This is a genomic window from Bacillus niameyensis (genome assembly GCF_001375535.1).
GTDB lineage: Bacteria > Bacillota > Bacilli > Bacillales > Bacillaceae_C > Lederbergia > Lederbergia niameyensis.
In genome coordinates this window covers 2,679,677-2,705,827 of record NZ_LN831197.1, presented here as the reverse complement: position 1 = coordinate 2,705,827, position 26,151 = coordinate 2,679,677, and the positions used below count along the sequence as shown (strand labels likewise).

General features: G+C 38.4%; 30 protein-coding genes. 19 read left to right on the top strand and 11 right to left on the bottom strand.

From position 1 onward, the window contains the following. Positions 1–41 precede the first annotated feature (41 nt). From BN1243_RS12715 to BN1243_RS12700, 4 genes are read right to left on the bottom strand one after another with little or no spacing between them, the layout of a single operon-like run. Entirely contained in the window at positions 42–767 is a 726-nt protein-coding gene (locus BN1243_RS12715) for a LysM peptidoglycan-binding domain-containing protein (RefSeq protein WP_062107362.1), read from the bottom strand. Positions 768–814: 47 nt separating this feature from the next. Next, entirely contained in the window at positions 815–1,750 is a 936-nt protein-coding gene (locus BN1243_RS12710) for an LCP family glycopolymer transferase (protein ID WP_062107361.1), read from the bottom strand. Continuing rightward, positions 1,750–2,682 (bottom strand): hypothetical protein, encoded by a 933-nt coding sequence (locus BN1243_RS12705; protein ID WP_062107360.1) that lies wholly within the window; start codon positions 2,680–2,682, stop codon positions 1,750–1,752. Before BN1243_RS12705 ends, BN1243_RS12710 begins: the two co-directional genes overlap by 1 nt. Beyond that, positions 2,672–3,247, bottom strand: a complete 576-nt coding sequence (locus BN1243_RS12700; protein WP_062107358.1) for a sigma-70 family RNA polymerase sigma factor — start codon at positions 3,245–3,247, stop codon at positions 2,672–2,674. Before BN1243_RS12700 ends, BN1243_RS12705 begins: the two co-directional genes overlap by 11 nt. 489 nt (positions 3,248–3,736) lie before the next feature. Here BN1243_RS12700 and BN1243_RS12695 point away from each other — a divergent pair, with 489 nt between their 5' ends. From BN1243_RS12695 to BN1243_RS12685, 3 genes are all read left to right on the top strand, one after another. Continuing rightward, complete coding sequence (locus BN1243_RS12695; protein WP_062110608.1) at positions 3,737–4,096, top strand: VOC family protein; 360 nt, start codon at positions 3,737–3,739, stop codon at positions 4,094–4,096. Positions 4,097–4,345: 249 nt separating this feature from the next. Further along, positions 4,346–4,903 carry an AAA family ATPase gene (locus BN1243_RS12690; RefSeq protein ID WP_062107357.1) on the top strand — a complete coding sequence of 186 codons (558 nt, stop codon included), beginning with the start codon at positions 4,346–4,348 and terminating at the stop codon, positions 4,901–4,903. Positions 4,904–4,921: 18 nt separating this feature from the next. After that, positions 4,922–5,794, top strand: a complete 873-nt coding sequence (locus BN1243_RS12685; protein ID WP_062107355.1) for a S66 peptidase family protein — start codon at positions 4,922–4,924, stop codon at positions 5,792–5,794. A gap of 41 nt (positions 5,795–5,835) precedes the next feature. Here the strand turns inward: BN1243_RS12685 and BN1243_RS12680 are convergent, their stop codons facing one another. Then, entirely contained in the window at positions 5,836–6,573 is a 738-nt protein-coding gene (locus BN1243_RS12680) for a DUF3784 domain-containing protein (protein WP_062107353.1), read from the bottom strand. Positions 6,574–6,779: 206 nt separating this feature from the next. Between BN1243_RS12680 and BN1243_RS12675 the strand changes: the two genes are divergently transcribed. From BN1243_RS12675 to BN1243_RS12660, 4 genes are all read left to right on the top strand, one after another. Continuing rightward, positions 6,780–7,112, top strand: coding sequence for a L,D-transpeptidase (locus tag BN1243_RS12675; RefSeq protein ID WP_062107352.1), 333 nt, complete (start codon positions 6,780–6,782; stop codon positions 7,110–7,112). A gap of 116 nt (positions 7,113–7,228) precedes the next feature. Further along, a complete protein-coding gene (map, locus tag BN1243_RS12670) occupies positions 7,229–7,975 on the top strand; it encodes a type I methionyl aminopeptidase (RefSeq protein WP_062107351.1) in 747 nt (248 codons plus the stop codon). A 103-nt stretch (positions 7,976–8,078) separates the two neighbouring features. Continuing rightward, positions 8,079–9,371, top strand: a complete 1,293-nt coding sequence (locus BN1243_RS12665; protein WP_268258071.1) for a multidrug effflux MFS transporter — start codon at positions 8,079–8,081, stop codon at positions 9,369–9,371. A 63-nt stretch (positions 9,372–9,434) separates the two neighbouring features. After that, complete coding sequence (locus tag BN1243_RS12660) at positions 9,435–9,998, top strand: hypothetical protein (protein ID WP_062107349.1); 564 nt, start codon at positions 9,435–9,437, stop codon at positions 9,996–9,998. Between the two features lie 861 nt (positions 9,999–10,859). On the opposite strand, the gene BN1243_RS12655 is transcribed toward BN1243_RS12660, so the two are convergent. Next, complete coding sequence (locus tag BN1243_RS12655; RefSeq protein WP_062107348.1) at positions 10,860–11,135, bottom strand: hypothetical protein; 276 nt, start codon at positions 11,133–11,135, stop codon at positions 10,860–10,862. A gap of 159 nt (positions 11,136–11,294) precedes the next feature. Here BN1243_RS12655 and BN1243_RS12650 point away from each other — a divergent pair, with 159 nt between their 5' ends. Then, positions 11,295–11,939, top strand: coding sequence for an SDR family oxidoreductase (locus tag BN1243_RS12650; protein ID WP_062107346.1), 645 nt, complete (start codon positions 11,295–11,297; stop codon positions 11,937–11,939). A gap of 57 nt (positions 11,940–11,996) precedes the next feature. Here the strand turns inward: BN1243_RS12650 and BN1243_RS12645 are convergent, their stop codons facing one another. Beyond that, positions 11,997–12,404, bottom strand: a complete 408-nt coding sequence (locus BN1243_RS12645) for a hypothetical protein (RefSeq protein ID WP_230200195.1) — start codon at positions 12,402–12,404, stop codon at positions 11,997–11,999. Positions 12,405–12,661: 257 nt separating this feature from the next. Between BN1243_RS12645 and BN1243_RS12640 the strand changes: the two genes are divergently transcribed. After that, positions 12,662–14,032, top strand: a complete 1,371-nt coding sequence (locus tag BN1243_RS12640; protein ID WP_407638858.1) for an MATE family efflux transporter — start codon at positions 12,662–12,664, stop codon at positions 14,030–14,032. A gap of 99 nt (positions 14,033–14,131) precedes the next feature. On the opposite strand, the gene BN1243_RS12635 is transcribed toward BN1243_RS12640, so the two are convergent. After that, on the bottom strand, positions 14,132–15,325 hold the full coding sequence (locus BN1243_RS12635; RefSeq protein WP_062107342.1) for a chromate transporter: 1,194 nt from the start codon (positions 15,323–15,325) through the stop codon (positions 14,132–14,134). A gap of 267 nt (positions 15,326–15,592) precedes the next feature. On the opposite strand from BN1243_RS12635, the gene BN1243_RS12630 reads away from it, so the two are divergent. Then, entirely contained in the window at positions 15,593–15,805 is a 213-nt protein-coding gene (locus tag BN1243_RS12630; protein WP_062107340.1) for a hypothetical protein, read from the top strand. Here the strand turns inward: BN1243_RS12630 and BN1243_RS12625 are convergent. Next, on the bottom strand, positions 15,802–17,160 hold the full coding sequence (locus BN1243_RS12625) for an Nramp family divalent metal transporter (RefSeq protein ID WP_062107337.1): 1,359 nt from the start codon (positions 17,158–17,160) through the stop codon (positions 15,802–15,804). The two genes, BN1243_RS12630 and BN1243_RS12625, sit on opposite strands and share 4 nt — an antisense overlap. 277 nt (positions 17,161–17,437) lie before the next feature. Between BN1243_RS12625 and BN1243_RS12620 the strand changes: the two genes are divergently transcribed. After that, positions 17,438–17,974: an HAD-IIIA family hydrolase gene (locus BN1243_RS12620; protein ID WP_062107335.1), complete on the top strand. Its 537-nt coding sequence runs from the start codon at positions 17,438–17,440 to the stop codon at positions 17,972–17,974. 20 nt (positions 17,975–17,994) lie between these two features. Continuing rightward, positions 17,995–18,339 (top strand): DUF6176 family protein, encoded by a 345-nt coding sequence (locus tag BN1243_RS12615; RefSeq protein WP_062107333.1) that lies wholly within the window; start codon positions 17,995–17,997, stop codon positions 18,337–18,339. Positions 18,340–18,365: 26 nt separating this feature from the next. Here BN1243_RS12615 and BN1243_RS12610 read toward each other — a convergent pair whose 3' ends face one another. Beyond that, the gene (locus BN1243_RS12610) at positions 18,366–19,133 is read right to left on the bottom strand and encodes a class I SAM-dependent methyltransferase (protein WP_062107331.1); all 768 of its coding nucleotides are present in this window, start codon (positions 19,131–19,133) and stop codon (positions 18,366–18,368) included. 117 nt (positions 19,134–19,250) lie between these two features. Here BN1243_RS12610 and BN1243_RS12605 point away from each other — a divergent pair, with 117 nt between their 5' ends. From BN1243_RS12605 to BN1243_RS12585, 5 genes are all read left to right on the top strand, one after another. After that, positions 19,251–20,126: a LysR family transcriptional regulator gene (locus tag BN1243_RS12605; protein WP_062107329.1), complete on the top strand. Its 876-nt coding sequence runs from the start codon at positions 19,251–19,253 to the stop codon at positions 20,124–20,126. Positions 20,127–20,227: 101 nt separating this feature from the next. After that, entirely contained in the window at positions 20,228–21,199 is a 972-nt protein-coding gene (locus BN1243_RS12600) for an RpnC/YadD family protein (RefSeq protein WP_230200194.1), read from the top strand. A gap of 124 nt (positions 21,200–21,323) precedes the next feature. Beyond that, positions 21,324–22,007, top strand: coding sequence for an HAD family hydrolase (locus BN1243_RS12595; protein ID WP_062107326.1), 684 nt, complete (start codon positions 21,324–21,326; stop codon positions 22,005–22,007). Then, the gene (locus tag BN1243_RS12590; RefSeq protein WP_062107324.1) at positions 21,982–22,563 is read left to right on the top strand and encodes a nucleotidyltransferase family protein; all 582 of its coding nucleotides are present in this window, start codon (positions 21,982–21,984) and stop codon (positions 22,561–22,563) included. The genes BN1243_RS12595 and BN1243_RS12590 overlap by 26 nt, the downstream gene beginning before the upstream one ends. 17 nt (positions 22,564–22,580) lie before the next feature. Then, positions 22,581–23,096, top strand: a complete 516-nt coding sequence (locus BN1243_RS12585; RefSeq protein WP_062107322.1) for a GNAT family N-acetyltransferase — start codon at positions 22,581–22,583, stop codon at positions 23,094–23,096. Positions 23,097–23,113: 17 nt separating this feature from the next. Here the strand turns inward: BN1243_RS12585 and BN1243_RS12580 are convergent, their stop codons facing one another. Continuing rightward, positions 23,114–23,641: a DUF6241 domain-containing protein gene (locus BN1243_RS12580; protein WP_062107320.1), complete on the bottom strand. Its 528-nt coding sequence runs from the start codon at positions 23,639–23,641 to the stop codon at positions 23,114–23,116. 203 nt (positions 23,642–23,844) lie between these two features. On the opposite strand from BN1243_RS12580, the gene BN1243_RS12575 reads away from it, so the two are divergent. After that, on the top strand, positions 23,845–24,564 hold the full coding sequence (locus BN1243_RS12575; protein ID WP_062107318.1) for a YebC/PmpR family DNA-binding transcriptional regulator: 720 nt from the start codon (positions 23,845–23,847) through the stop codon (positions 24,562–24,564). A gap of 237 nt (positions 24,565–24,801) precedes the next feature. Further along, positions 24,802–26,061: a GTPase gene (locus BN1243_RS12570; protein ID WP_062107316.1), complete on the top strand. Its 1,260-nt coding sequence runs from the start codon at positions 24,802–24,804 to the stop codon at positions 26,059–26,061. The last annotated feature ends 90 nt before the right edge of the window (positions 26,062–26,151 follow it).

The window sequence follows — 26,151 nt, the reverse complement described above, 5'->3', positions numbered from 1 at the left end:
TTGTTTAACAAGAAGTTAATCAAACGTTTGATTAATGGCAATTATTGCAGTGTGTAAACACCATCCAAATAAACCTTATAAATACCTACAGTTCCTGACCCATCACTTTTTACTAAGGTGAGATCAGTTAATTGCACCGAATAATAAGATCCAGTTTCATCGGTCGTTAATTCTCCGCCCATATCACTAAAATCTATTTCTTCATTATCTTCCATCTTTAACTGAGATCTTAAGTGGTTAACGGCATCGGCACCACTAAAAATTACTTGTTTTCCTTTAGATTCAGATTCTGAATTTGCTTTAACTTCGTCCGCATTCTGGTTGTTTTCATTTTTAGCAGCAGGGTCAGGAGCGTTTTCTGGTTCGCTAGTAGCCTGAAAATTCTCAGGCTCTTTTATATATAATGTTTGGCCGACTTGAATTTTATTAGGATCACTAAGATGATTCCAAGCTTCAAGGTTTGCTTGCGTGATTCCAAATTTCTTCGCAATACTATATAACGTATCGGTTGGCTTTATCACATATGTGTTATTATTTTCTATCTTCTCTTTGCTTGGAGCTGGAGAATCATCCTTATCTGAAGAGTCATCTTCGGACTGCTCTTCTGGTGCATCCTCATTTACCTCATCTAGTTGCTCGTTGTCTTCTTGCTGGGGAGAATCATTCGTTATTTTGCTAGATTCCTCAGCAGGACTTTTACAAGCAGACAAGGATAATAATAAAAATGCAATTAAACAAATTCTAATTATCATGTTGTACTTCTTCAATTTCTACTCTCCTTTAAAGCTTTGCTTTCACCATAGCACGAAAAAACTCATTTTGAAACATGCTTATCTAATTGCAAATGCTCTTTGAACATCGCTTGATATTTTTCTACTTCTTCTTCATCCGGAAAGAAGTACCAATATTCGCCAATATAACCACCGTTAAATTTTTCAAATTGAAATTGCTCAATATTCTTTTCGATTCCACTGTATTGTTGTTGGAGGCTGATCATTTCCTTCAATGAAATATTCGTTTTTACACTATCTCCTAAATTAGCGAGGACAGTATCATATTTCAAGAAAGAGGAAAGCTTTGTTCCTTCATTCAGAATCGCTTGGATAATTTGTTTTTGCCTTATTTGCCTTCCGAAATCTCCACGTGGATCTTCTTTACGAATTCGAGAGAAAATAAGGGCTTCCTTCCCGTTTAATGTAATATTACCCTCAGGAAAGTGATACTTCTTGTAAGTTAAATCCATATCATTTTCTACAGTGACTCCACCAAAGGCATCGATAATTCCTTGGAAACCTTCCAAGTTTACTTGAACGTAGTAGTCAATAGGGATATCTAAGAAATGTTCTATTGTTGCAATCGACATCTGGGTTCCACCACGTACATAGGCATGGTTAATTTTTTCAATCGTCCCATTGCCCACGATTTCTGTTCGTGTATCCCGAGGGATACTTAACATCTTAATCGTATTTTGTTCGGGATTGACAGTTGCTACAATGATTGTATCTGTTCTTCCAACGTCATGTTCTCTCTCATCTATTCCTAAAAGTACAACAGAAAAGGGGTCTCTTTTTTGAATAGATATCTCATTTTCTCGTTTCTCAGATTTTTCAATTGGTTGTTGCATTGTGTTAAGAGCGTTGTGAACTGAAAGATATAGCTTTATACCGTAAGCCCCGATACCTATTAGTAGGACTAGTAAAATACTGGCACTAATCCAAAGGGCTTTTTTCCTTTTTTTATTCGTCCTCATTATAATTTCTCCTCTGTTTCCAATATAGAAAGTAATACTTTTTCCAATTCATCTTGAGGAAGGATATCGTCAATTATGACAATTTGCCGAGCAGGTTTTCTTTCTGTTGCCGCGATCAACATTTTCATTCCTTTGACATTACTATCGCTGTATTCCCCGAAATAAATCGTATTTCCTTGTAGTTGATAAGTTTCAACAGCATCAAATCTTATTTCAAAAGGATCTCTGCTTCCAGTTATTTGTTCCGATTGATAGATCGTAAACCCAAACTCTCCATTTCTATAATTTATTCCTACAATTGGCTTTGGATGGGTTAAGGTAATTTCCGGTTCCACTTCTTCTTGTTCAAAATAGAAGCCATCCGGTATATAAGTTGGGTAGCGAATAGGATACCCCATGATTTCTTCAGCCTCTTCTTTTGTATAATTAAAAGGTGCTAAAAACTTTGTCTCATATTTGGATACCCTTTTTTCAAGCTTTTGGTATTTAGCATAATCCTCCTGATTCAAACGTTCTAAATCAAAGGGGATAGGATTGTTTCTTTTCGTTGCTTTTTTACCGATTTCAATTAGTTGCCTCTTGGAATCTACGTAGTCCTCTAACTCTTCCTTCGTCAAATATTTCTCCGCAACTGCCATTTCTTGAATACGCTGTTTGTATCCTTCCGAGGAGATATTCCAATTTAGACTTGCTTCTTCGGGTGTCCCAATCGTCTTTTCAACTAGAGAGGGGATAACTGTATTTTGAGCGAAAGCCCCAATTGGGATTAAGATAAAGGCTGCTAAAGCTGCAATGATCGTCTTTTTTATTTTGGAAGATCGCGATTTACTATTTTTTATGGAGCTGGTGATTTTTTGTCTAAGATGGTCGGGTGGATTCATAGATTCGGCATTTCCTTTTAATTCATTTCGCAGCCATTTTTCAAAATCCATGGTTTCCACCTACCTCTAATATTTGTTCTCCTTCTATTTCCCTCTTCAACTTTTTTAGGGCAGTATGTAGTCGAGACTTAACGGTTCCCACGGGTATATGTAAAAGGTTGGAGATTTCTTCTAAAGAATAGTCATGAAAAAATCTCATAACAACTACTTCCCGATGTTTTACGGATAGGGAATTTAATAGTTGAAATAATTCATTCGCCGATTCCTTTCGTAAAATCTCGTCCTGGTCATAATAGGAATCTTCCTGTGGAAATGCTTTTCTTCGTTCGATAATTCGAAGTCGCCTCCACGATTTTCGACGCCAATCCTGTGTTTTTCGTAAAATTAGACCATGTAACCAAAAACGAAAAGTCCGTTCTTGATCAAATTGATCAATCGATTTCCACAGAGCCATATAGACCTCGCTTACGACATCTTCTACATCTTGTTGATTAATGAGGAGGTAACGGACAGTGCGATAAACATCTGCGCTTGTTGCATCATATAAACGTTGGAATGAATCCTCGTTCCCTGCACAGATTTCTGAAATCCACTGTTTAAGTTGCTCTTCCACTATGATGGGCCTCCTTTCCCCTCTAATAGATATTCGCTTTATGTATGGAAAAGGTTCATTTTTCCTTTAGATTTTAGTATAAACATAGAAAGGTAGTTTTTGTTGAAGGAATTCAAAATAGTTGAATAGAATCATTAAAGGATGGTAGGAGGAAGTGTTGAGCTGCGTTTTGCTCATTAAATGCGGACTTGGAAAAATGAATTTTATCGGAAATATCAAACTCCTTAGCATAAACTCTTTCCCTTGTAAACAAGCAGATATTGAATGTTTGCCGTGTCAAAAAAAGGGGAATATTTACTCGAATATTAGTTTGCATGCATGATATCACACTTATTTGTACTTGAAGATAGCAATGGCACATTTGTTTAGCTACAGTCAGAATCCATAACATACTTCTCTGTACTTTATCCCAATCATTATAACAGCTTTCACCGTAGAAGGGGAGTAGGTTAAATTTTCGTGCATTATGCCAGCGAAAGGATTGATACTTTTATGGAGAACCCTATTTTAAAACAAATTGGAACAGTGTTTATCCCAGTAAGCGACATAGAGAAAGCGAGAGATTGGTACTGCGATATTTTAGGCTTGAAGGCAGAGGGTAAAATCCAGTTTGGGCATCTTTATGTTATTCCTATGGAAGGTACAGGAATTGTGTTAGATAGCAAGATTTATTCAAAGGATAAAATCTTTAGAACCCCAGCGTTCCACTTAAATACAAAAAATATTGAAGAGGCATTTGATTTTATGAGTAATAAAGGTGTTAAAGTGATTACAGAAATTGAGAACAACCATTTTTTTAATTTCAAAGATCCAGATGGAAATATTTTAATGATTTGTGAATGTGATTTTTAAGATAAAATGCGCCTTGTTTATAATAGGATGTGCAAAGGAAATTACGAAGAATTGGTTTTACTGAAAAACATCTATGTACGTAAGCTTTGGGGGCATAAGCACATCCCTTAGAAATTCGCATCCATTGAAGATAGCAAACGACATACTCACCTCCCGTAGTCTTATAGTCATCTGCGCATCTAAATAGGGGAGATTCACTTTCATTAATCTTTGGGGCATTGAGAGCGACGAAAGGAATGAAACTTTTTTATGAAATTCATACTCATTTTTGGTCCACAGGCCGTTGGGAAAATGACTATTGGACAAGAATTAGCAAAAATAACGGAGCTAAAGTTGTTTCATAATCACATGTCGATTGAACTAGTGAGTCCGATCTTCGGTTTTGGAGCAGTGGGTAGGAAATTATCGAATGTTATTCGAGAGGAAGTTTTTAAAGCTGCAGCTCAGAGTGATTTGTATGGCTTAATTTTCACTTATGTATGGGCTTTTGATCAAAAAGCGGATTGGGAATATGTCGATAAAGTCTGTACCTTATTTGAGTCAAATGGTGGGACCGTTTATTTTGTGGAACTTGAGGCAGATGTTGATGAGAGGCTTCAACGAAACAAAGGTGCGAATCGGCTCGAGCATAAACCGACGAAGAGAAACATTGATTGGTCGGAGCAGGATTTGTTAACTACTATGAACAATCATAGGTTGAATTCGTTGGAAGGCGAAATTACAAAGGAGGACTACCTTAGAATAAATAATACGAATTTGACCGCTGGGGAAGTTGCTCGAATGATTAAAAAAGAGTTTCGACTGTAAGGAAAGGGGGACACAACTTTGGTTTTTCAACTTTGCTCAAGAGATACGGTAGGACTGATTTCCTGTTCCGATGGTCGAAAAATGGATAATCAGATCGTTCCAAGTATTAAAGACGTTTTGGAGAAATTGGATTTAAAAGTAAAGCTGGCTGAAACCATTTTTCAGAGAGAGAATACACCGTTTAGCGGGGAGCCAAAAGAACGAGCAGCTGAGCTGATGAAAATGTTTGTGGATGAAGAAGTTAAGATGATTTTTGACATTTCAGGTGGAGACTCCGCTAATCAAGTTTTACCGTATTTAGATTATGATGCAATAAGTAAAAATCCTAAATCTTTTGTTGGGATTAGTGATCTATCTGTCATTTTAAACGCCATTTATGCTCGGTCTCATGTCGCGACACTACATTATCAAATTGCTAATCTTACTGGCAGATATTTTTCTGAACAACGTAAGTTATTTCATGAACTGTTTATGAACGATCAGCAAGCTGACAGAAACTTTTTAACTTTTAACTATTCGTGGTTACGCGGTCATGGTATGAAGGGGACTATTGTTGGAGGAAATATACGATGTTTTTTGAAGCTTGCCGGAACTTCATACATGCCTGATCCAACAAACAAAATTTTATTTTTAGAAAGTTTAGGTGGTGGAGCAAGCAGAATGGCTTCTTTGCTTTCACAGTTACAACAAATTGGCTATTTGCAACAATGCAACGGTATTTTATTAGGGACATTTTCAGAAATGACCGCTCAAAGTTATCGTCCAACCATTGAAGAACTTGTATTAAAAATTACAGATGAATTTAGGATCCCTGTTGCTATAACGAATAAACTTGGACACGGTGCTGATGCTCATTGTTTGCCGATTGGGTTAGATTTGTCTTTTACATAGCATAAGGAAACTGACCTTGTGCTAGAAGGTCAGTCTTCTAATTACTTTAAGTTTTTAAGGATAGATTCATACAGCCTTTGAACATCTTGAGTATCATCACGATTTAATATAAGAAAATCCGAATCAGTTGCCACATATAGGAAAGGTCCAGTTTGTCCTTTCACAAATAGCAAGCCGCTTCCATATGGGTCCTCCAATCGAAAGCGCCCTTTTAGTTGATTTCCTGCTGCAAATCCATTCGATTTTGTGATGACCTTTGGTAATGCATCTAATAATTCAACAGATTGTATCTCTTCAATGGGCCATTCAATCCCGTACATTCCGGATATTTCTAATTCTTTTTGGTTCACTGTGATCTCATTGTCTGTAAAACCAGCGATTGTAAGTCCACCAACAATCCCGATGGTCACGATCGCAATCACACTAGAAATCCAATACATTTTCTTCCTTTTCTTCGGAACCTCAAATTTCTGTACCCAGATAATGCCACCCATCAAAACGATTAAAAAGATGGCGATTCCGATTTCAAAACCATACGGAATTGGAAGTAGTGCAAGAAGGAATGTAGCTGCAAATAAGTAAAAGGTGATTTTAAAAACCTTTCCTAGTGCCTCGATATACCCATTTTCTTTTAAAAATTCTTGTTCATCTTTGGGTCGGTTTAAAAACCCAGATATGAGGCTGTATTCTTTTTTCTTTACAATTAAGTAGGTTATTCCACCATAAATAACTAATGCCCATCCCATGACGATGATTAAGATAATCGTGTTTGTTTCCATATATACACCTGCTCTCGGTAAGTGATCCTGCTTTTATATACGTGAATCGCTGAAAATAGTTTCGTTTTAGCGGCGGAGTTCAACACCATTGCCCACTACCTTTCATAAAATTATTAGCTTGTTTAAATTCAATGATTTGTAGAAAACCGAAACTCATTACCATTGATTTCATACAATAATCCCAGATACTAAGGGAGATGATGGAAATGGCTTTGTGGATTGATGTGTCTATTAAAAAGCATCAGCTGAAACTTTTTGATGGTTCAAAGTTAATTAAGACGTATCCTGTCGCTCTTGGAAAAATGGTCACTCCAACGCCACACGGTTCCTACACCATTATTAATAAACAACGAAACCCAGGTGGGCCTTTTGGAGTTATGTGGATGGGTTTATCTAAGCCACATTATGGCATACACGGAACGAATAATCCCGCATCCATTGGCAAGAGCGTCTCACATGGTTGTATAAGAATGTATAATCATGATGTACTAGATCTTGCTAATCGGGTACCGATCGGGACTGGAGTTGTCATCCGATGAAAATAATACCATTGATTGGATAAGGAGCATCACTCGCATCATTTTGCCAAAAGGAATATAATAATCTTTATGAGAGTGTACGAATGGGTACAGGTAAAAAAGGAAGGTGTAAAACCATGGTAACTGTAAAATCAGAGAGAGAGATTAAACTTATGCACGAAGCAGGGAAGATACTCGCTTCCTGTCATAAAGAAATTGCCAAAATGATTAAACCCGGTATTACTACTTCAGAAATAGATCAATTTGTGGAAAAATTTCTAGCGGATAACGGAGCGACACCAGAGCAAAAGGGTTATCAAGGCTATAAGTATGCCACATGTGCTTCCATTAATGATGAAATCTGTCATGGTTTTCCACGGAATACTCCGCTGCAAAATGGCGATATTGTCACAATTGATATGGTCGTTAATCTGAATGGAGCCTTAGCAGATTCAGCTTGGACATATGCAGTAGGAGAAATATCCGAAAAAGCACAGGATTTACTTGAAGTAACGGAAAAATCCTTATACAAAGGGATCGAGGCGGCGATTATAGGGAATCGGGTCGGAGATATCGGACATGCGATACAATCGTATGTAGAACCGCTTGGATATTCAGTTGTGCGCGATTTCACTGGTCACGGTATTGGACCAACTTTGCATGAAGCACCACAAATTCTTCATTACGGATTGCCAGGTAAAGGATTACGGCTTAAAGAGGGAATGGTCATTACGATCGAGCCGATGATTAATGTGGGTACATGGGAAAGTAAGATGGACTCAAACGGTTGGACAGCCCGAACCGTTGATGGAAAGTTGTCTGCACAATATGAACATACAATTGCGATCACGAAAGATGGACCGTTCATTTTAACGCAACAATAAGATAGTGGCGATAAAAAAGGAGAATCAAGATGATCATCAATCCCATCTTGATTCTCCTTTTTGCGTATTGTCTTCTTGACCGATAAATTTAAGCTAGCAATCAATGATCATATCATATATGCTTTATTCTAATCAGATCAATCGAAAGGAATCAGTTATGAATCAACAAGTTATGAAAAAGCCAATAGGCAAAGTTTGGGTAGTAATAATTCTAGGATCATTAACTGCTTTTGGTCCTTTATGCTTGGATATGTATTTACCAGCGCTTCCGACGATCGCAGAGGATTTACGAACAACAGCATCCCTTTCGCAATTAAGTTTGACTGCCTGCTTATTGGGCCTTGCGCTCGGGCAACTCATATTTGGACCTTTGAGCGATATTCAAGGGCGCCGGAAACCACTTATATCGACACTTATTATTTACTCGATTGCTTCCTTGCTTTGCGTCATAAGTTCGAATATTTGGGTATTCATCGGTTTGCGTTTTATCCAAGGACTAACAGGTGCGGCCGGAATTGTGATAGCACGGGCATCTGCCAGAGATATGTATGCGGGTAAAGAATTAACAAAATTTATTGCCTTGCTAGCTCTAGTAAATGGAGCAGCTCCTATTCTCGCACCTATATCAGGTGGAGCTATATTGAAATTCGCCACGTGGAACACTGTGTTTGGGGTATTAACACTAATTGGCCTCATCATGTTTATTGCCGTTTTCTTTTTTCTGCCCGAAACATTGCCTGTTGAAAGAAGATCAGAAGGAAGTGCGTTAGCTGTTGTGAAAACATTTGGCGGACTTTTAAAAGATCGCCAATTTATGGGTGTAGCCCTTACCCAGACGTTTGTTTCGACAGCGATGTTTGCTTATATCGCAGGTTCACCTTTCGTTTTACAAAATATATATCAGGTTACACCCCAACAATTTTCCATGCTATTTGCGTTAAATGGAATTGGGATCATCTTGTCGGCTCAAGTGACAGGTCGGTTATCGAGTAAAATAAGTGAAGTAAAACTACTTCAAAGTGGAATTCTTCTAGCCTTCTCGGGGAGTATTTTACTGTTAGCCGTCATTTTCTTGAAATTATCCCTGTTACCAATAGCTGTAGCCCTTTTTATGATTGTCTCGAGTGTAGGAATTGTCTCTACGACCTCTTTTTCCTTAGCGATGCAAAGCCAAGGTGAATCTGCAGGCAGTGCTTCTGCTTTCCTCGGATTGCTTCCTTTTATTGGTGGCGCTATCGCATCGCCATTAGTTGGTATTGCAGGTGATCAAACAGCTGTCCCCATGGGGTTGACCATTATCATTTGTAGTACGATGGCTGTTGTGACTTACCTTCTATTTGTTCGAAAAACTAAGCAAAAGGTGATTGTGCAATCTGAGATAACGAGTAGTCGTTAAAAGACCTGACTAAATAGCGAACATGATACGTATAATGCTAGAAAACCAGTTTGAGGTGATCATTTGAAAAAGGTCGTTTCCATTTGTACTTTCATTTTGATTGGAGCTTTTGCAATGATTGCATTTCCTACTTCTGCAAGTGCCTGCTCATGTGCAGAAGTACCAGATGTTCAAAGCGAATTAAACCGATCACAATCAGTATTCAATGGAAAAGTGCTGGATATTAAAGAGAAACGTGGTCAAAAAGGATATATGCATAAATCCGTCCTATTTGAAGTCACGGAAGTTTGGAAAGGCCCTCAGCAAACACAAATAATGATTTCAACTGGTTTTGGCGGTGGGGATTGTGGGATTGATTTTCAAAAAGGGCAAGAGTATCTTGTTTATGCTTATGAAACGGATTTTTACGGTCCAGTTGCACTAGAAACAACCATTTGCGATCGGACTAATACATTGCAATCCGCACAAGATGATTTAACGATCCTTGGTAAAGGGCAGCCTCCAAATGAAGAAGTAGATTTATTGAGCGAGGAGAAAGGAAGTCAGCTTTTTATTTGGGTAGTAGGTGTGCTCATTGTTGGAATGGCTTTCGCACTGTTCCTTATTAGAAATAATAGAAGTAAGTGAAATGGGAAATTCTATGCGATCCTCGGTTTTCCCATTTTAACACTATCTTTACAGGCGTATTTAATTTTTATTCAGATGGAATGCTTCTATTCGACCAAAGGAAGTGGAACCCCGTGCAACGGTCGAATAGGGCGCTTCTATTCGACCAAAGGAAGTGGAACTTCGTGTAACGGTCGAATAGGATGCTTCTATTCGACCAAAGGAAGTGGAACTTCGTGTAACGGTCGAGTAGGGCGCTTCTATTCGACCAAAGGAAGTGGAACTTCGTGTAACGATCGAATAGGGTGCTTCCTATTCTCCCGAAGCAGGGAAAACCATGTGTAACGGTCGAGTAGGGCGCTTCTATTCGACCAAAGGAAGTGGAACTTCGTGTAACGGTCGAGTAGGGCGCTTCTATTCTCCCAAAGGAAGTGGAACCCCGTGCAACGGTCGAGTAGGGCGCTTCTATTCGACCGAAGAAAGGAAAACCATGTGCAACGGTCGAATAGGGTGCTTCTATTCGACCGAAGGAAGTGGAACCCCGTGCAACGGTCGAATAGGGCGCTTCTATTCTCCCGAAGCAGGGAAAACCATGTGTAACGGTCGAATAGGGTGCTTCTATTCGACCGAAGGAAGTGGAACCCCGTGCAACGGTCGAATAGGGTGCTTCTATTCGACCGAAGGAAGTGGAACCCCGTGCAACGGTCGAGTAGGGCGCTTCTATTCGACCGAAGAAAGGAAAACCATGTGTAACGGTCGAATAGGGTGCTTCTATTCTCCCGAAGGAAGTGGAACCATGTGCAACGGTCGAGTAGGGCGCATCTATTCTCCCGAAGCAGGGAAAACCATGTGTAACGGTTCATAAGAAGTATTGGAAAGATATCAATCATCTAATTTAGTTATCTGCTTTTTAATAAACTGAATTTCTTCTCTCGCATCAAGTGCGATTGATCTTAATGAAATACCAAGAGCCAATATAAATAGAGTAGTGATTAAGCTTACTGTAAAGATTATTGTCATCAGATCAATATCCCCATAGTGAAAAAATGCCCAATAAACATCACCATTGAAAAAGATAACGACAGTCACGATTAGAAAGATGGCTGACAAAGCAAAAAAAATATTGGATAACCTTTTCGTTCTTTCAAAGTATGGCATTATTGCACCTTCTTTAAGTAAAATTATTTAAAGGTAAAGTATATCACGTTTATATATTTCTGAATATTTGTTTTATGGGAATCATTTGATATTATTCGAGGCGAATGGAACAATAAAAAATGAAGCAAGCAATTAGTCAGGAAAAGGGAGTTTGATTTTATGAAAGTTTTGGTTGTAGGAGCAAACGGTCAAATTGGGAGTCAGCTTGTACAGTTCTTACATGCGAGCGAGAAGTATACAGTAAGAGCGATGGTGAGGAGAGAAGAACAAGTAAAACTTCTAGAATCTCAGGGAATAGAAGCGGTGAAGGCAGATTTAGAAGGCAGTGTAGATGAAATAGCAGAAGTTGCCAAAGGATGCGATGTTATTGTCTTTACTGCAGGATCCGGTGGACATACAGGCGCTGACAAAACACTCTTGATCGATTTGGATGGGGCTGTTAAAACGGTGGAGGCAGCCGAAAAGGCAGGGATTGATAGGTTTATCATGGTTAGCGCGCTCCAAGCACATCATCGAGAAAATTGGAATGAGAAGATTAGACCTTATTATGTAGCGAAACATTATGCGGATAGAGTATTAGCACAAAGTAATTTGACCTATACGATTCTCCGACCAGGAGGACTGTTGAATGAACTGGGAACGGGCAAAGTATCCATTGCGGAAAACTTGGAAAGAAGCTTTATCCCTCGTGAAGATGTGGCGCGAACAATTTTGGCGGTTATTGATGAGGAACGAACTTTCAACCGCTCTTTTGATCTAGTTTCAGGTGATACGGCGATTAAAGATGCGTTACAATCATTGTAAAAGGAAAAACAAATATGCACATAAAAATTCCCGCCAAACAATCGGCGGGTTTTTTCTTTATGGCATTAAAGTAATAAGACCGACCAAGGAAACGATAGGAATACTAAGCGCTATAGACATTCCCATAAAGGCAAAGGTCGTTACAATTCCTCGATTTTTCTCTGTTACATCCACTTTAGTTTGTAAAAAAATAAAGAATGGTGCAAAAACAAATGTTAAAAGGATAATTAATCCAGGAACATACAAATCACTCGTTGCTGTAACTGTTTTACTTGCTGCAAATGCAAGTACGACTAGAATAATAGGAATGATTTCGGCAATCGCCACTCCGATAAAAAACTTCGTTTGAAGTGTATCCCTATTTTCAGGGCTCTGTTTTAGCTTATCCAAATTAATTTTAAAAACAATAAGAATAGAGATAACTGCAATCACAGCAGCTAATACAAACAAGGTTGTAGAAGACAAGGAAAGCCCTCCAATCATTTTGGTAGTTACATATTATTACACATCAACTGTATTTCTTTGTAAACCCATTAAAGGAAAAGGGGAATTAAGTCCATACAACAACTAAGGAATTAGTTGGAGAAAACCATTTTCTATATGAAAGCGGATTAAGATTAAAATTTCTTTTTTATCCATTAAATTCATCTAGTCAATCGCTCTTTTTGGTGGTAAGATACCCTTTGTTTGAATTTAATTATAGAAGGAGGGCGGATGATAGCGTGAAGAAAATCAAGGGGTCAGAATTGAATTTATTTCATTTGACATGGCCAATTTTTTTAGAAGTATCTCTTTTCATGTTCATGGGAATTGCAGATACATTGATGCTAAGTGCGCTGTCAGATGACGCAGTCTCCGGTGTAGGGGCAGCGAACCAATATCTTACAATTGCAATTTTAGTATTAGAGGTAATTGGAAATGGGGCGGCAATAGTCGTTTCTCAATATCTTGGATCGAAGCGGTACAAGGAAGCCTCGAAAATATCCGCATTGGCGGTAACGTTAAATTTAATGGTTGGTCTTGTTATTAGTGCTGGTTTTCTAGTCTTTTCAAACTATATGATGACAGCTATGAATTTGCAAGGTGATGTTCTTTACTATGCTACCCATTACTTAGGAATTGTTGGAGGAGCGATCTTTCTTCAAGCACTCATTAATTCATTAGCAGCCATCGTTCGTGTTCATGGGTGGACAAAACAGGCGATGTTCGTTTCTTTAGGAATGAATATTGTTCATATTATCGGAAACTATTTATTGATTTTTGGTAAATTTGGTTTTCCAGAATTAGGCGTTCAAGGTGCTGCTATATCTTCTGTACTTAGCCGCTTTCTCGCACTAATCGTCTTTTTCATATTAATGTATAAAGCTCTTAATGTTCATGTGAAGTTTAAATATTATATTACTTTATCAAAAGAATATATCGGGAAAATTTTAAAGATCGGTATTCCGTCAGCTTTTGAACAAGTGATGTACCAATCTTGCCAAATTGTCTTCTTATACTTTGTCACATATCTTGGAGATGAATCACTAGCCGCAAGACAGTATGCCAATAATATTTCAATGTTTACGTATTTATTTGCGATTGCGACAGGTATGGGAACAGCGATTATCGTGGGGCGTCTCGTTGGAGCGAACGAAAAGGACGCTGCTTACAAGAGGGTTTGGGGTAGTGTGAAATGGTCAATTGGTATAACGGTAGGATTGGTTATTCTCGTTGTGATCTTCCGTACACAGTTGATGGGCATTTTTACAGATAATACGCAAATTATAAAAATTGGAGCTTCGGTTCTTTTATTAAGTATTGTTTTAGAAACAGGACGCACGATTAATATCGTTATCATTAACTCCTTACGTGCTGCAGGAGATGCAAAATACCCAGTTTTAATCGGTGCATTTTCGATGGTGATGATGAGCTTGCCATTAGGCTATTTCTTCGTATTCCATCTTGATATGGGTCTTCCGGGCGTATGGTTAGCGATTGCGGCCGATGAGTGGACTCGAGCGGTTATTATGTTTTTCCGTTGGAGAAGCAGAGCGTGGGAAAACTATGCTCTTGTTCAACCAGAAGCACAAGAAAAGCCCGCTACAATTTAAGTTAGAAATAAACCCATAAGCAAGTGGAGAATAGATTACTAGAAACAATTAGTAATCTATTCTCCATTTCTATTTGGACTTTTGATAAAGTACAGTTCTCTATAGCAATGTAAAAAGCGAACCACCTATCATCCCTGCCACCACAACAATCCACGGGGGAAGCTTCCAAAAGGCAAGTAAACTAAACAAAACAGCGGCTAAAGCAAAATCAATAGGGTCTAAGATAGAGCTAGTAAAGATAGGGTGATAAAAGGCCGAGATTAAGATTCCGACAACTGCTGCATTGACCCCCATAATAGCTCCTTTCATTTTAGGATTGTTGCGCAATGTATCCCAAAACGGTAACGTACCAAAAATAAGGAGAAATGCAGGTGAAAAGATGGCAGCCGTTGCTATCAATCCCCCTTGCCATCCGTTCATAACAGTTCCTAAGTATGCGGCAAACGTAAAGAGCGGACCTGGTACGGCTTGTGTTACCCCATATCCAGCTAGAAATGCTTCCCCACTTAACCAACCAGTCGGAACAAATTCTTTTTCAAGTAATGGCAGAACGACATGACCGCCACCAAAAACGAAAGACCCGGATCGATAAAATCCATCAAACAAGGCAATCCAAGTTGATTCTGTTAACTCTCTCATAATTGGTAATAAAAGTAGTAAGCCGAAAAATAAAATAAGACAACCTACCGCAAATCTCTTAGAAATCGGAAATAGCATTCTAGCAGCACTATCTTCCACATGATTCTTATACAGAATAAATCCAAGCAACGCAGCGATAATAATTACAGTTACTTGTGCAAAGGACGACTGCCACATGAGTGTCCCAACTAGTGCCAATAAAGCGATTGCCTTTCGCGTTAAGTCTGGTGTCAGGTTTTGAGCCATCCCAATAATGGCGTGAGCAACGACAGCCACAGCGACAATTTTTAAACCACGAATCCATCCAGCTTGTGCGACATCAAATTGATCGAGAAATATAGCAAATAGGATAAGGGCGATGACGGATGGGAGCGTAAATCCAATAAAGGAAGTGATTCCTCCTAATACACCAGCCCGCATAACGCCAATCCCAATTCCAACTTGGCTGCTGGCAGGTCCAGGTAAAAATTGCGCCAATGCAACTAAATCAGCATAACTTTTTTCGTCCATCCATTTTCTTCTGCGGATATATTCCTCGTGAAAATAACCTAAATGAGCTGTGGGCCCTCCAAAAGATGTTAGCCCAAGCCTTGTTGAAACAATAAGAACTTCTAAAAGTAGCTTTAATCTTTTCTTTATTGAAGTTTGAGCCATTATTAACTCCTTTATATGAATTAGAGTAATATCGTTCATTATAGGACAATTCGATGGGCTATGATATGGAAGAATTGTAAAGATCTTGTAAAGATTTGAGGCCGTTTTTAAGACTGAATGGAAGGAATGAATTGGTAATTGGGGTTGAGCCAATAGGGTTTAATCTTTTCTATCCTAATATTAATTAGCTGTATGTCCACCTTAGTTCATGTCATAATGAATGAACCCTTTTCTATCGTGCGTTCGTAATGGAGCAAGACAAATTAAATGAAACATAGAAAGAGGCTTGGGCAGTTTAATAACTTACCCAAGCGTTTTGTATGTTCAACAAGTGTTGAAATGTTTGTTAAAGATGCTGTGAAATTATTAAGTGATTTACTCTCTACGGAAAGAGAACTACTTAAGCTAAAAGGGAATCCTCTTTATTCGAAGGGACTATCCGTTATACAGTGCTACCCTAAAATGTTCATCTCTAATTAACCTAAATCATGGCCTGTAACAATAATATAACCAACCAAAAAGATATTCAGAACAATCATCGCGCCTGTGCAAATCCACGCAAGCCATTTCACCCAAGTATTATTCGCAAACTCACCCATTTTCTCTTTACTACTCGTAAATAACACTAATGGGACGACAGCGAAAGGCAGCTGGAGACTAAGTATAACTTGACTCCATAGTAGAAGATCTGCTGTCCCTCGAGAACCAGCTATCCATGTGACAACAAAGGCTGGTACGACTGCAATCAAACGAGTGATGATCCGCCGAAGCCAAGGAGAAATTCGTAAATGAATAAACCCTTCCATTACTATTTGTCCGGATAGTGTTCCTGTTATCGTTGAATTCTGTCCTGACGCTAATAAGGCAACAGCAAATAGTGTGCCGGCAATTCCAACCCCTACTGAAGGGCTTAACAGTTTATAAGCCTCCTCAATTTCCGATACTTGAATTCCTTTACCATGGAAGGCTGCGGCACCAAGAATTAAAATCGCTGAATTAATTAAAAAGGCTACAGTCAAAGAGAATGTGGAATCCATGACAGAAAATTTGATCGCTTCCTTTTTTCCCGCCACTGTACGTTTATATTGGCGTGTTTGTACAATGGATGAATGAAGGTAAAGATTATGGGGCATAACTGTTGCCCCGAGAATTCCTAGTGAAATAAAAAGCATTTCCGGGTTGGTCACAATTTCAGGCTTTGGTAAATAACCATTCAGTAGCTCGGAAATTTCAGGTTTAGAAGCAATGACTTCAAACACGAACACACCAAATATCGTGACCATTAAGACAATCACAATTGATTCAATGATCCGGAAGCCCTTTTTCTGTAATAATAATAAAAGTAAGACATCCGCAGTTGTAATCAAAATTCCACCTAATAATGGAATACCGAAAAGCAAATTCAACGCAATCGCAGATCCTATTACTTCTGCGAGGTCGGTCGCAATGATTGCTAATTCTGTTAAAATCCAAAGAACGAATGAAAGTTTTTTTCCAGTTGCATCTCTTGTCGCTTGAGCTAAGTCCCTCCCGGTCACAATTCCCAATTTTGCCGATAAAGTTTGCAGTAATATAGCCATTAAGTTTGCGATCAAAATGATCGATAACAATGTATAACCAAATCGAGCTCCCCCAGCAATCGAAGTCGCCCAGTTGCCTGGATCGACATAGCCAACTGCTACTAAAGAACCGGGTCCGGCAAAGGCAAAGAATTTCCTCCAAAAACCCGCATTTTCAGGAATACGAACGGAATTATTTACTTCTTCTAGACTAATATTTGAACTGCGTTTTAACCAGCCGTGATGGGAGTTTGATGATTGATCCTGTTTGTCCATTTTCCTCACTCCATGAAATATTGCTTATATAAATTATTTTTCCTGTGGGCAAATTTTTAATTAAAAAAAGGTCATGATTGAATATTTTTATGATAAATCTACATCTATTTATAATGCAAGCGGGAATTACTGTAAATTTAGCTCTCATTAATAAAAGATTTACACTATCATTACAGTAAGAACTCCTGTACCCTTAAATAAAGGGCAAATTTCTCAGGTAATTAAGACAAAATGATAAGTAGTGAGTTAATATTGGATGAGGAGAGTGTACAAATATATGAATAGGATTGAGGCTGTATTTATAGACCGTGATGGAACTGTCGGAGGAACGGGTCATTTCATTCATCCAAGAGAATTCATACCATATTCGTATAGTCGCGATGCCCTTTCGATTTTAAAGCAAGAAGGAATTAAACGATATGCATTGACGAATCAGCATCGTATTAGCCGAGGAGAAGCGACACTCGAAGATTTTTATGAAGAATTTAAGCAATTTGACTTTGACGATGCCTTTATCTGTCCTCACAGTTCTAAGTCCGGTTGTCAATGTCATAAGCCGGAGCCTGGAATGCTCTTAGAAGCTGCGGAAAAGCATAATCTTGATCTTACGAAAACATGTGTAATAGGGGATGTTGGTTCTACGGATATGTTGGCAGCACATGCGGTGGGTGCTCTAAAAATTTTAGTTTTGACAGGATGGGGGAGAGACTCCCTGCATGAATACCGTCATACATGGGAGTATGTGGAGCCGGATTACATTGCTGAAAATCTGCTGGATGCAGTGCATTGGCTACTTCAGTACCAATCGTTGTGAAATAGAAAGGTAGAGAATAAATGAATGTAGAGTTAACAAGATTCAAAGTTAAAGAAGGTAAATCGAAACGAGTCGATGAATGGCTCGCTTTTTTAAAAGAAAATATGAACGATGTCTTAGTTACCTTAGACGGTGAAAAGATGTTTGTAGAGACGATCTTTCGTGAACATCTTAATGGAGATGAGTATTTATACTGGTATTCAATTCAGGGTGAAGGTGGACAAAATGTAGAGACGTCTGAGCACTGGATTGATAAGAAGCATTTAGAATTTTGGAATGAATGTATCGATGAAACGGTTAGACCAGTTGATCTAAAAACAGAAGTCGTCATGATTTCAGAAAAAGTAAGAATAAGTATGAACTAAGAACAGAAGGCTGTGCTCCTTCTGTTCTATTCTTTTATTCCGATAACCCGTAATCTACAATAATCTGCTATCCATTCCCCAGTCTGAAACATGGTAGCCTTTAATTGATCTTCCATCCCTGTAATAATTTGCTCTTTTTGTTCTGCAGATACTTCTGTAAAAAATGCTTCACCAAACATTTCCATCCAATTGCGTAATCCGTTAATGCCCTCCAATGGAGTGGGCCTCTCAAAATGGTGAGCGAAGGTGACTTTAAATCCAACTTCCTCCATTAATGACGTATATTCGCCAACGCTTGGGAAATACCAAGGGAATTTCTCCTTCGAAAAATTGATATCTAATTGGTCCATTTGTTGAAGAACTACCTTCGTAATTTGTTCAACATTTCCCTTGCCGCCAAACTCTGCGACAAATCTCCCGCCATGTTTCAATGAATTATAAATGCATGATAAAACTTGTTTTGCTTCTTTAATCCAATGCAAAGTAGCATTAGAAAAAACGGCATCGAATTCTTGATAGAATTGAATGGCTGTTGCGTCTTCAACGATGAATGGAATGTGAGGATATTTTTCTTTTGCTTCCCGAATCATACTTTCTGATTGGTCAATCCCGACTATATGAGCACCTTGTTCGATAAGTTGATAGGCCAAATCTCCAGTTCCACACCCAAGGTCCAAAATTCTTTCTCCCGCCATGGGGGCTAATAATTCTACAACATCCTGCCCAAATCTCGAGACAAAGGAATGGCTTTGATCATATAACTTTGAGTTCCACTGCGTATTTATTTGATCCATCTATTGTTCCCCCCGAATAATAAGATTTTAATGAAAGTATACTTGGTTAGCCATATAATGGGAATTAACAAAATATGAATTTATTGATAACGTACTGTTATTGAAAGGTGAATGACTATGGAGATGAAATGGATTGAAACCTTTTTAAGCGCTGCCCAATATGAGAATTTCCGCAAGGCATCCGAGGAACTTTATTTAACACAACCAGCTGTGTCGAAGCATATTAAGAGATTAGAAGAAAGCCTAAATATACAGTTGTTTAAGAGAGAAGGAAAGATGGTAACTTTAACAGCAGCTGGCCATCGCTTTCAGCCGATTGCGAAAGAAATAATCGAAAAATATGAGCAAGGGATCACCGAATTCGAAGCGTGGAAACAAGGCTATCAACAGAAACTTACGATTGCTGTTGCTCCGCAAATAGCAGCCTCCTTTTTACCATCTTTATTAAGAGCTTTTATCGAGGAGTTTCCTAAGATCGAGGTGGTCATCAATGTACTGAAGTCATACGAGGTTGGGGGAGAGGTAAGCTTAGGAAGATCTGACTTAGGTTTAACGAGAATCCAACCAATCCAGACGAATATCCAATGCGAAAATATCCATGAAGAGCAAGTTATTTTAGTCGGGAGTTCATCCATGCGAAGTGACAACACTATAGACGAGCGCTCTATATTACAAAGCTATCGATTGATAACAGATAATCATCCGGATTACTGGGATGAATTATTGCCGCAAATAAAATACATTTGTCCATCTGTGAAAACAATGGCTGTAAACCAAGTGGAAGTAACGAAGCGATTTATCGAAGCTGGACTGGGTGTTTCATATTTGCCCTATTCAATGGCAAAGGAGGAGTTGGAGAAGGGGAAATTCATAGAAATAGCGTCAGTAAACATTAAACCACCTGCTTCCAAAACGTATTTGGTTTCAAAAGTGGAGACAGAGGAAGTAAAGTTATTTTCTCAGTTTCTAAGAAGGAAGGTAACCATTATCTGAATTGCGACTTCAATTATCACCTTTATCTGAATATTTATTGGAACTTATGTTCTGATTGTGTATAATGAACATATCAATAGGATTAAGGATGTGATAGACTAGTGGTGACTAGTATGGTTTTGGACGGGCCTTCTGAATATGCTGTTGTAGATTATGATGGACTCTGGAAAAAATTGATATATGAACTTTTTGAAGAATTTATTTTATTTTTTGCTGTTGATCTTTATGAGGCAATTGACTTTTCAAAGGAACCAGAGTTTTTGCAGCAGGAGCTCTTTCAAGAGATTATTCAGGAGAAAAAGGGAAGACAGATTGCAGATCAAATAGTTAAGGTTTTTCTAAATAACGGGATAGAAAAATGGCTACTTATTCATATAGAAGTACAAGGAGACAGAGATCTTGATTTTTCAAAAAGGATGTTCCGTTACTATTATCGTATTTTTGATAAATATGATCGGGATATTATTGCTATTGCCTTGTTAGCAGATGCCTCAAATTCTTTCCGTCCAAATATGTATCAACGTGCTACTTTTGGCACAACACTAACATACGAATATAATACTTACAAGTTTTCTGATCAGAAAGAAGACCAACTCTTGAGGTCTGATAATCCATTTGCCTTTGCTGTATTAGCAGGTAAATATGCGAATGAGGCCAAGGATGACACCAATAGGCGTTACCAGTTTAAGGTAAAATTAATGCGATTCATTTTGCAGAACAAAGATTTTCCCTACGAAGAACGTCACCTGTATATTTCTGCACTTATCTACTTCATTGATTATCTACTACAAATTCCACAAGAACTAACAGAAAAGTTAAGAAAGGAAGTTATTTTGACGGAGGAGGACAAAACTATGCTCTATCTGGATCGAAACAACCTGCCGCCCACTTGGAATGAAGTGGAGAAAATGATAAGGGAAGAAGGAATAGAAAAAGGAATATCACAGGGGATTGAACAAGGATTGGAAAGGAAGCAACGGGAGATCGCGAAAAAGATGTTGCAGGAAGGCTACTCGATTAGGGAAATTGAAAAGATGACCGATCTTTCAGAAGGGGAAATTCGGAAGTTATAGAGAGCACCTTCTTTTTGGGAAATAGCAGAACATGATAAAAAAAAGATCAATCGCTGCAGTACTAATAAATTTATATGAAAAATGAAAGATAACACAAAAATTTTAGCTAAGAAAGGAGAATCTTATCATTAAAGCCATAATCTTTGACTTAGATGGTACATTATTAGATCGTCACGCATCCTTACAAAAGTTCATTGTTCATCAGTATGAGCGATTAAATGAGTATCTTGGCCAAGTTCCAAAAGATCAGTATATTTCCAGATTCATTGAGTTAGATCACCGAGGATATGTTTGGAAGGATAAAGTATACGAACAACTCGTCTCTGAGTTTTCTATTAGTGGAATATCATGGCAAGAACTCTTAGATGATTATGTCCGTGAATTTCATAAATGTTGCATCGCTTTTCCAAATCTTCACGAAATGTTAGGGGAATTGCACGGTAAAGTCCAACTTGGGATCATTACCAATGGAAGAGGCCAATTCCAAATGGATAATATAAAAGCTTTAGGAATCGAACAATATTTTAGTTCCATACTTGTTTCGGAATGGGAAGGTATGAGCAAGCCCCAACCTGAAATTTTTGAAAAGTCAGTCTCAGATCTCGGCGTTTTGCCTAGTGAGAGCTTATATGTCGGCGATCATCCTAAGAATGATATAAAGGGTGCTCAAGCTGTAGGGATGAAGGCAGCTTGGAAGCGGGATCCTTTTTGGGATAAAGCCGATGCAGACTTCGTGATCGATGACTTAATGGAAATTCCGTTGTTAATATGGGGGAACAAATATGTTAGAAACTACGGAAGATATTAATCAATTAATAATGGAAGATGACTGGATGATGAACATTCTCAAAACCGCACAGAAACTAAACCTGCCAGATTGGTGGATTTGTGCCGGGTTTATTCGTTCGAAAATATGGGATCAATTACACGGATTTCAAGTTCGAACTCCGTTGGCAGATATTGATGTGATCTATTTTGATCCGAATAATCCCGAAAAGCACAAGGAAAGAGAATTTGAAAAGAAGCTTATTGATATGGCGCCGAGTATTCCTTGGTCTGTCAAAAATCAGGCGAGGATGCATCTTTTAAGTGGCTTTTCTCCCTACTCCTCTAGTGTAGAGGGGATAGCTAAGTTTCCTGAAACAGTTACGGCTTTAGGAGCCAAATTGGATGAAGAGGGGAATGTTGTTTTCGTGGCGCCCTGGGGCATAGAAGATGTCCTTCAAATGGAAGTAAGGCCGACATCTTATTATGCTACGGAAAAGAAGGGGGTTTACGAAAAGCGGATTGCTTCGAAAAATTGGCAAGCAAAATGGCCAAAACTAAAGATATTTAATGCAGACGGAATATTGCTGAATGTGTAAAGGATGAGGAGATATGGATGAACATTAGAATATTAAAACCGCAAGATGCCGAGGCTTATTACCAGTTAAGATTGGAAGCGCTACTAGAGAGTCCGCATGCTTTTGCAGCTAGTTATCAAGAAGAAAAAGATCAAACTGCTAAAAGATATGAGAGTAGATTCCAATCTAAAGATTCATTTACATTTGGTGCGTTTGAAGACGATCAATTGGTTGGAGTTGTTACGTTGGTAAAAGAACAACGGTATAAGTTAAGACATCGATCGAATATAGTTGCTATGTATGTAACTCCAGAAAAGCGGGGCTCTGGAATAGGAAAGTCTTTGATTTTACACGCTATTGAGAAAGCATCGGATTTGGAAGAAATCGAACAGTTATATTTATCAGTTGTCACAACCAATGAGGCAGCAAGTAAACTCTATTCTTCGGTCGGTTTTGAAACATTTGGGATAGAGAAAAGAGCATTAAAAATTGAAAATACATATTTTGATGAACAACATATGGTATTATTTCTGAAAAACGAAAAGGAGCAATAGATTCAGAGAATTGCTCCTTACCCCTCTTTTGTCTTTTCGATATAGGCCTTTTCCTCTTCTGGGCTTAGTATCCCTGTTGCTTTTCCAATTGTACCTTTTTGCAGTTTCCAAATAGCATTATGATCTCGATCGACCCTCGAAAAGTCTCCTGCTGTCCATCTTTCTAGAATCTCTTTGTAAACTTTTTTGTGTTTTAAATCGGATTGATCTAAACCAGCTAGTAACCAGTCGATACGTTCTTGCGTAATTAGGTAAAGTCCCCATTTTTCATCTGCCTTGATTTTTTGATGGGACATTTTATGTATGTAATTTTGATAATCTCCATCCGTTAAATCTGCTATAAAAAGTTTTTTTCCAAACGGATTTAGCTCCCCTTGTTCGCCAATAGAAGGTTTTTCCTCTACAGAAGCTTGAATTCCTGGTTGCACAGTTTTACCAGCTGGCCCTGTGGAAGTTTGTGCAGTATCTGTGAAAATAAGAACTATTAAAGTTCCGACCACAATCACGATAAAAGCTACTAATAGCCAAACGCTTTTTTTGTACACTAATTTCCATCCTTTATAATATAATAGAATTTTCTTGCAATAATATCATATACTAATACATTTGTCTAAAGATATAAAGGAATAAGCTTCTGATTAGATAATTGGAAGATTTCATTTTCCTGCAAGATTTTGCTACTCGAAAAATGACGTGTCAAGAGTTATAATTTGTAAGTCAGATATCCAAATGAAAGTGAGTGATACAAATGGGTCGGAAATGGAATAATATTAAAGAGAAAAAGGCGTTAAAAGATAAAAATACGAGCCGTATATATGCGAAGTTTGGGCGCGAAATTTACGTAGCTGCTAAACAAGGGGAGCCAGATCCAGAAGCAAATCAAGCGCTAAAGGTTGTACTTGAACGCGCCAAAACATATAACGTTCCTAGAGCCATTATCGACCGGGCGATAGAAAAGGCGAAAGGCGGAGCAGAGGAAAACTACGATGAACTTCGCTATGAAGGTTTTGGCCCAAGTGGTTCGATGATTATTGTCGATGCATTAACGAATAATGTGAACCGTACAGCTTCTGAAGTGCGGGCTGCATTTGGGAAAAATGGCGGAAATATGGGTGTCAGCGGCTCTGTTGCCTATATGTTTGATGCTACTGCTGTTTTTGGAATAGAAGGAAAGACTGAAGAAGAAGTATTTGAGATATTGATGGAAGCTGACATCGATGTACGTGATGTCATGGAAGAGGAAGATTCTGTAATCGTCTATGCTGAGCCAGATCAGTTCCACGCTGTACAAGAAGCTTTCGCTCAAGCAGGTATTACAGAATTTACGGTTGCTGAATTAACAATGCTTGCTCAAAATGGGATTGCTCTATCAGAGGAAGATCTAGCACAGTTCGAAAAATTGGTTGATGTACTCGAAGATCTCGAAGATGTTCAGCAAGTATATCATAATGTTGAATTAGAAGATTAAAATTTCACTTAGCCAATCCCTCCTTAGGAGCAGGATTGGTTTATTTTTTATATTCCAAAAAAATCCGTGATTACACTAGTTTATCGTTTTTTGTTGTAAGTTATGGGTATAGATTCTCATATCGCCTTATCCCAAATGTTTAAACACCTAGACTCTTTACTATAGATCCCAATTATCTATATAATTAGACAAAGTCTAACAATCATTTTCATTAAAGATAATGGAGGTGCGTCATGAATGAGTCAAAATCAAGATTCCGAAAATAAAAAGCAAATTCATGATCTTATTCAATCTATATATGAGGCTTTAAAAAATGCAAAGCTACCAGAAAAGGTTAAAAAGAAAGCTAGGGTAGAGCTTGATCAGTTAAAAGCTTTTACATTGGACGCAAGACCAGCACGATTTGCAATCGTCGGGAGAAGGGGAGCTGGTAAATCGAGCTTGATTAATGCGGTCTTTGGTGAAAAGAGAGCAGAAATTGGTGATGTAAAAGCCCGTACTGGTGCAGGGAAATGGCATCTCTATAAATCTGATTCAGGTGCTTTAGAAATTTTGGATACAAGGGGTTTAGGTGAAGCCGATAACCCTGAAGAAGCTTTTACAAAAGGAACAGCCTTAGAGGAAGTTCAAGCATCGATTCGGGAAAAATGCCCTGATGCAGTATTGTTTTTGAGTAAGGCCAAGGAAGTTAGCTCGAGAATTGATGAGGACTTGGAACAGCTTCTTATTTTAAAAAAGACCATTCAGGAAGTTCATGAATATGATGTTCCAATTATCGGAGTCGTTACACAGGTTGATGAATTAAGCCCAAAATCAGCGGACAAGCCTCCATTTGATCACCCAGTCAAACAGGAAAATATTAAAGAAGCGATTAATGTACTGGAAGTAAAAATGCGGGAAGCTGTTTCCAACCCTGTCAAAGTTATTCCTGTATCAGCATATATGGAATTTGATAATGAGGAAGTTGTATACGATATAAGATGGAATATTGATATGTTATTAGATTATTTAATAGAGAAGCTTCCCAATGAGGCGCAAATGGTCTTAGCGAAGTTATCAAAAATCAAATCGGTTCAAAAAAAGGTCGCTCGAAGACTGGGAAAGAGTATCGCAGGGATAACGGGGGCGATTGGGGCTAGTCCTATTCCAGGACCAGATATGCCAATTATTACGGGGTTACAAACCGCAATGATCGCCTCTATCGCAATGATTTCTGGTCAAAAGATCGGGAAAAAGTCAGTCATGGAATTTATGGGTGCTCTCGGCTTAAATGTGGCAACTGGTTTAGTTTTACGGACCATTGCAAGGCAATTGGTGAAAATTATTCCAGTCGCTGGCAGTGTGATTTCGGGCTTTATTGCCACTGCCGGAACCTACGCGTTATGTGAAGCGGCCATCGCTTACTTTATTGATGGTAAATCTATGGAAGTTGTTAAGGAAACGTATGAACATGAGTTAGAAGAGCAGCAAAAGGAACAGAAAGAAGAAAATCAATAAAAAGTTGCTACTATGAAGGACAAGCGAACGTTGAATTCACCCCTTTTTGTCCTTCATCGAGTAAATGAAGGACGAGCTTAGGCTGATCTC